This window comes from Lysinibacillus sp. KCTC 33748, from assembly GCF_002237755.1.
GTDB lineage: Bacteria > Bacillota > Bacilli > Bacillales_A > Planococcaceae > Lysinibacillus.
Genome location: NZ_MWSJ01000047.1, coordinates 1 through 5,793, shown reverse-complemented (window position 1 = coordinate 5,793; position 5,793 = coordinate 1). Strand labels below are relative to the sequence as shown.

The following is a 5,793-nucleotide window of genomic DNA, read 5'->3' as shown; positions in this document are numbered from 1 at the left end:
TGGTGGAGGATGACGGGCTCGAACCGCCGACCCCCTGCTTGTAAGGCAGGTGCTCTCCCAGCTGAGCTAATCCTCCTGGGTATAATGCCTAGCGACGTCCTACTCTCACAGGGGGAAGCCCCCAACTACCATCGGCGCTAAAGAGCTTAACTTCCGTGTTCGGTATGGGAACGGGTGTGACCTCTTTGCCATCATCACTAGACTATTAGGTTTTCGATATACGTCGTATTTTTTCGTTAGCCTCTGTCGTTCAGTCAGTCATGTACTTAAGTACGTTCTTCCCTTGCTTCATCGCTTACTCGAACTACTCGTATGTTTAAACCTTTATGTATTTCGTTTTGAAGTTTATTACCTGTCCTTCAAGACAAGAATTATTGTATAACGTTTTCTAGCATTGTGCAATACTTTTTTATAAAAAAAAGAAATTATTACTTTTTAGAGATATTTTTTGTTATGTAAGAGAAATTATCACTCTACTATTTATTATAGCAATTGTTTAATTAAAAGAAAACTATTAATTTAATAGATGAGAATTAATCAACTATTTATATCCATTTTATAAATAAAAGGCACTAATTTTCGCTACAAGCTACTTCTTCCCCCAAAATCAATGCTCTACGACAGGAGTACTTGAGTAGCTCTTCGCTCCAATCATCCACCCAAAATAAGTATACTTAGAAAAATATTAACCAAAGATTATTTTTATAGACTACTTAACATATACGTAAATTATCATTTCAAAATTATTTAATCATAGTTTTTCAGTTTTAATCTTATCCTCAATATTTATTGAGCCTTTCATTTAATTGCTTAGAAAGCATTTAATATATTTCACATGATAAACATTAAAGACTTGAAAGTGCCCTTTGTAATCGATTAATTTCCTCAAATGTAGTTGCTGGACCAAAGGATATTCTAAAAAATTGGCGAGCCGCTTCCATAGAATAGCCCATAGATAAAATTGCTTTAGTACCAGATTCACTATGAATATCACAGGCGCTTCCTGTAGAAATACATATCCCCGCTTCATTTAATTTTAACAAAACGTATTGCCCTTCTACTCTTTTCATCAGCACACCACAAATATTAGGCAATTGATTCTTACACTCAATGAGCTGACACGTCTCTGGTAAATTCTCCTTAAAGTATTGACGTAATGCTGCATAATGCTGACGCTCATATTGATAATCTTCAATCGCCGTAGCAAAAGCGACAATAGCTGGGGTATCTAGTGTTCCTCCCCTTAGCCCGCGCTCATGTGTGACACCTGGAGCTAATGCAGGAACACGGAGCTCAGGATTCATATATATAGCACCACACCCTTTTGGCCCACCTATTTTATGTGCTGAAACAGTAATAGCATCTACTTGCTGTTTTAACGAGAGTTTACAAAAGGATTGTACACAATCGACGTGCATAAGCACATTTGTTTGTTTCGCAATTTTGGAAATTTCTTCTATAGGTTGAATAGAACCTATCTCTGAATTTACATGCTGAATAGTGATTAAAGCCGTATCTTCTTGAATTGCTTCCCGTAGTTGCTCTACACGAATACAACCGTCTTGCTGTAAGGGTAACTTCGTGACCGTAAAACCCATTTTTTCAAGTGTATTTAAAGCCGCATGTACCGATGTGTGTTCAGCTTGGGATGATATAATGTGCTTCCCTTTATTTGAAGAAAAAGCTAATGACAAAATCGCAATTAAATTGCCCTCCGTGCCACTTCCCGTAAAAATGACACCATCACTGTTTACTCCAAGTGACCTTGCTACAACAGCTCTTGCCTGTTCAACAAAATAATGTGCTTGCCCTCCTAGGTCATGTAAGCTTGCACTATTTCCATAATACTGCTTTGCTACCTCGCAATATGCTTTAAGGGCTTTTGGCGTCATTGGAGCGGTTGCAGCGTAATCCATATAAATCATCTTATTCTTCCTTTCTAATTCATTCGGTCTTGTTTTCTTTTTTATTTTATGCAAAGATAAGTGTCAAGACAACTGTAAAGAAGGTAAATGTATGGATGTAAAGACAGATGTACTTATTATTGGTAGTGGTATTGCCGCACTTCAAACTGCTCGGCTTCTCGAAGAACATTTTCAAGTACAGCTAGTGACAAAGTGTTCAGTTAAAATGAGTAGTTCTTATCGTGCTCAAGGCGGTATTGCTGCCGTTACAAGTCAAGAAGATCATCCAAAGCTTCACATTACTGATACGTTGACTGCTGGTGAATATCATCATGAAAGAAGGAATGTTGAAGTACTAATAGAAAATGGCACAGAAATTATGCGTAATTTTTTAAATGAGGGCTTCCCAGTTGATCGACAAGTTGACGGGTCCCCCGCTCTTGGCTTAGAGGGAGCACATAGTCATCATCGCATTTTACATGCAGGCGGTGATCGTACTGGTCAAGTAATGATTGATTATTTGCTCAATCAACTCACATCTAATATCGTCGTGAATTGCTATGAGATGGCTTATGAGCTCTTATTAAACACAAATGGGGATTGTGTTGGTGTTCTAACAAAAGGCGCAAAGGGAACGAAGCGCTACCTTGCCCACCACGTCATTCTCGCGACAGGAGGTGCAGGTGCTCTTTATTCTTGTACGTCTAACTTTGCTACGAATACTGGTGATGGGATCGCATTAGCCTATCGTGCTGGAGCTGCCATCAGTGATATGGAATTTATGCAATTCCATCCAAGCTTACTTTGGTCTGGAGGCCAGGCCAAAGGGTTAGTCTCTGAAGCTGTTCGTGGCGCCGGAGGAATATTTGTAGATGCGTATCGTCAGCCTATAATGGAAGGCGTACATAAACAGCTGGACTTAGCACCGCGCCATGTTACAGCACATGCATTATTTCATAAACGTGCTGCTGGGCAGGAAACATTTATTGATATTACAAAGATTAAGCACTTTGAAGAAAGATTCCCTACGATTACTCAACTTTGCTCTGACAATAATGTTAAGTTACAGGATGGCTTAATTCCTGTAGCACCAGGTAGCCATTTCTTAATGGGCGGGGTTGTTGCTGATGACAAAGGAAGGACATCTATTCCTAATCTCTATGCAATTGGAGAAGTTGCTTGTACAGGAGTGCATGGCGCCAATCGTTTAGCTAGTAACTCTCTATTAGAAGGAATTACGTTTGGACAAAGAACAGCCCAATACATTATTCAAACAGGTTGTACACAAAAGAATTTCTTGATTAGTGACAAACATCACCAACAAACAATGCCATCGTTATTTACAAAAGATCAATTACGGCAAATGATGATGCACACATTAGGCATTGTGCGAAATCCTATCGATATGCAACAATTCATACAACAATTGCCCTCATTGCAATCACTTCTTCATGTTAATTTAAATGACCTGAGTCAACAGGAAATTGAACTTTACATGATGCATATTGTCGCTACATTAATGGCGCTCGCAGCCATTACACGAAAAGAAACTCGCGGAGCACATATTCGCGTTGATCAACCAGAAAATGATAACCAGTGGGCAAACCGTTGGATTATTTTTCAACAAGGACAGATGAAAGTGAGGAATTCATTATATGAATATCATCAAACTCGAGGAATTGTTAAAGCAATTTTTTAATGAGGATATAGGCGATGGCGATTTATCAAGTGAATTAATATTTTCCCCTGAACAACAGGGATCTTTTTCTTTTTATGCGAAAGAAGACGGCATTTTTTGTGGAGCTCTCATCATTAAGCATGGATTTCTTCTACTTGATCGATCGATGGATATTACCCTTTATAAAAAAGATGGGGAAAAAGTAAATGCTGGTGATGTTCTTGCTGTTATTCAAGGACCTCTTCAAAAGTTATTAATAGGTGAGCGTGTAATTTTGAATCTTATCCAGCGTATGTCTGCTATTGCCACAACAACAAATTTAGCGGTGCGAGAAACTGCAGGTACTAATGCGAAAATATGCGATACGCGCAAAACGATGCCTGGATTGCGTATGTTAGATAAATACGCTGTTAGAATCGGTGGTGCCTATAATCATCGCAATGGTTTATTCGATGCGATCATGCTAAAGGATAATCATATTGCTTTTGCGGGTAGTATTACTAATGCAGTACAGGCGGCCCGTGAGAAAATCGGTCACACTATTAAGATCGAAGTCGAAATCGAAACAAAATCACAATTAGATGAAGCAATTGCAGCTGGTGCAGATATCATTATGTTTGATAATCGTAGCCCTAAAGAAATACGTGAATGGCTTCCTGCTGTTCCTCCACATATCGCTACAGAAGCTTCGGGCGGCATTACACTTCAAAACTTAAATAGCTATGCGATAACAGGTATTCACTGGATTTCACTAGGAGCGCTAACACATTCAGTAAAAGCTTTTGATATTAGTGCACTTGTAAAACCGAAAGGAGCTAGTTTCATTGTCCATCACTAATCTATTTCAACAAATGTCACTACTACCCGAGCATTATCGTGCTTTATCTAAAAATGACATGGAATCTCGCATTCTAGCCATAAAAGAGGAACTAGGTAGTAAGCTCTTCATTCCTGGGCATCACTATCAAAAAGATGAAGTGATTCAATTTGCCGATGCAACAGGGGATTCCTTGCAACTTGCTCAAATATCAGCAGCTAATACGGAAGCTGAACATATAGTATTTTGTGGCGTACACTTTATGGCTGAAACAGCTGATATGCTTACAACTAAACAGCAGCATGTATACTTACCTGATATGCGTGCAGGCTGTTCAATGGCAGATATGGCAGACATTTATCAAACAGAACAAGCATGGCCAATTTTACAGGAGCTTTTTGGTGATACCATTATCCCTCTAACATATGTTAATTCTACTGCTGCCATTAAAGCATTTACGGGACGACATGGTGGAGCATGCGTAACATCATCCAATGCAAAAGAAATGGTTGAATGGGCATTTACGCAAAAACAACGTATTTTCTTTTTACCCGATCAACATTTAGGTAGAAATACTGCGTACGATTTAGGAATACCGCTTGAAAATATGGCCGTTTGGAATCCCCATACAAATAAGCTTGAAACGGATCAGTCCCCAGAAAACATTCAAGTTATCTTATGGAAGGGATACTGCTCTGTACACGAAGGCTTTTCGGTTCAGCATACGGAGCTTATACGTAAAGCTCATCCAAATATGCGGATCATTGTTCATCCTGAATGTAGTCGTGAAGTTGTTGCTGCTGCAGATGATGCAGGTTCTACAAAATACATTATTGATACGATTAATAAAGCACCAAGTGATTCAGCATGGGCAATCGGTACTGAAATGAATCTCGTCAATCGTCTGATCAAGCAGCACCCTGATAAGCAGATTATCTCTTTAAATGAAAATTTCTGTCCTTGTCTTACAATGAATCGTATTGACCTTCCCCATCTACTTTGGTCTTTAGAAAGTATACAAAAGGGGCAACCACATAATCGTATTCAAGTAGATGCTCACACTGCTGAAGAAGCACGTAGCTCGCTTGAACGAATGCTATTAAGAGCGTAAAGAGCAAAACGTCTACCCAAAATGAGTAGACGTTTTCTTTTAGTTGCTTAAGTTCTCTAATGAGAATATGTAGTAATGTTCAAATATATTTCAACTAATCATAATCGAGTAAGACAATTAGTAGAATCTTAAAAGCTATCTTTATACAAAAAAAATACAGTAGATGTAAATTACATCTACTGTATTTTAGTATGACCCGTACGGGATTCGAACCCGTGTTACCGCCGTGAAAGGGCGGTGTCTTAACCACTTGACCAACGGGCCAATGGCGGAGAAGGAGGGA

4 protein-coding genes, 2 tRNA genes and 1 rRNA gene are annotated in these 5,793 nt (G+C 39.0%); 3 read left to right on the top strand and 4 right to left on the bottom strand.

Annotation, left to right across the window (positions count from 1 at the left end; translation table 11 throughout):
- The 3 genes from B1B04_RS25115 to B1B04_RS25105 all read right to left on the bottom strand — a co-directional run bounded on the left by B1B04_RS25115 (position 1) and on the right by B1B04_RS25105 (position 1,916).
- Positions 1-76: transfer RNA gene (locus B1B04_RS25115), tRNA-Val, on the bottom strand.
- A 10-nt stretch (positions 77-86) separates the two neighbouring features.
- Positions 87-202: ribosomal RNA gene (rrf, locus tag B1B04_RS25110) — 5S ribosomal RNA — on the bottom strand.
- 643 nt (positions 203-845) lie between these two features.
- A complete protein-coding gene (locus B1B04_RS25105) occupies positions 846-1,916 on the bottom strand; it encodes a cysteine desulfurase family protein (RefSeq protein ID WP_079564472.1) in 1,071 nt (356 codons plus the stop codon).
- A 100-nt stretch (positions 1,917-2,016) separates the two neighbouring features.
- Between B1B04_RS25105 and nadB the strand changes: the two genes are divergently transcribed.
- From nadB to nadA, 3 genes are read left to right on the top strand one after another with little or no spacing between them, the layout of a single operon-like run.
- A complete protein-coding gene (nadB, locus tag B1B04_RS25100; RefSeq protein WP_079564469.1) occupies positions 2,017-3,603 on the top strand; it encodes an L-aspartate oxidase in 1,587 nt (528 codons plus the stop codon).
- Positions 3,560-4,420 (top strand): carboxylating nicotinate-nucleotide diphosphorylase, encoded by an 861-nt coding sequence (nadC, locus tag B1B04_RS25095; protein ID WP_079564466.1) that lies wholly within the window; start codon positions 3,560-3,562, stop codon positions 4,418-4,420. The genes nadB and nadC overlap by 44 nt, the downstream gene beginning before the upstream one ends.
- Complete coding sequence (nadA, locus tag B1B04_RS25090) at positions 4,407-5,510, top strand: quinolinate synthase NadA (RefSeq protein WP_079564463.1); 1,104 nt, start codon at positions 4,407-4,409, stop codon at positions 5,508-5,510. Before nadC ends, nadA begins: the two co-directional genes overlap by 14 nt.
- A gap of 192 nt (positions 5,511-5,702) precedes the next feature.
- On the opposite strand, the gene B1B04_RS25085 is transcribed toward nadA, so the two are convergent.
- Positions 5,703-5,774 (bottom strand) — tRNA-Glu (locus B1B04_RS25085).
- Positions 5,775-5,793: the final 19 nt, after the last annotated feature.

Excerpts from the sequence above, each read along its gene's own strand:
- B1B04_RS25105 (WP_079564472.1), bottom strand. The coding sequence starts at position 1,916 with ATGGATTACGCTGCAACCGCTCCAATGACGCCAAAAGCCCTTAAAGCA.
- nadB (WP_079564469.1), top strand. The coding sequence starts at position 2,017 with ATGGATGTAAAGACAGATGTACTTATTATTGGTAGTGGTATTGCCGCA.
- nadC (WP_079564466.1), top strand. The coding sequence starts at position 3,560 with ATGAATATCATCAAACTCGAGGAATTGTTAAAGCAATTTTTTAATGAG.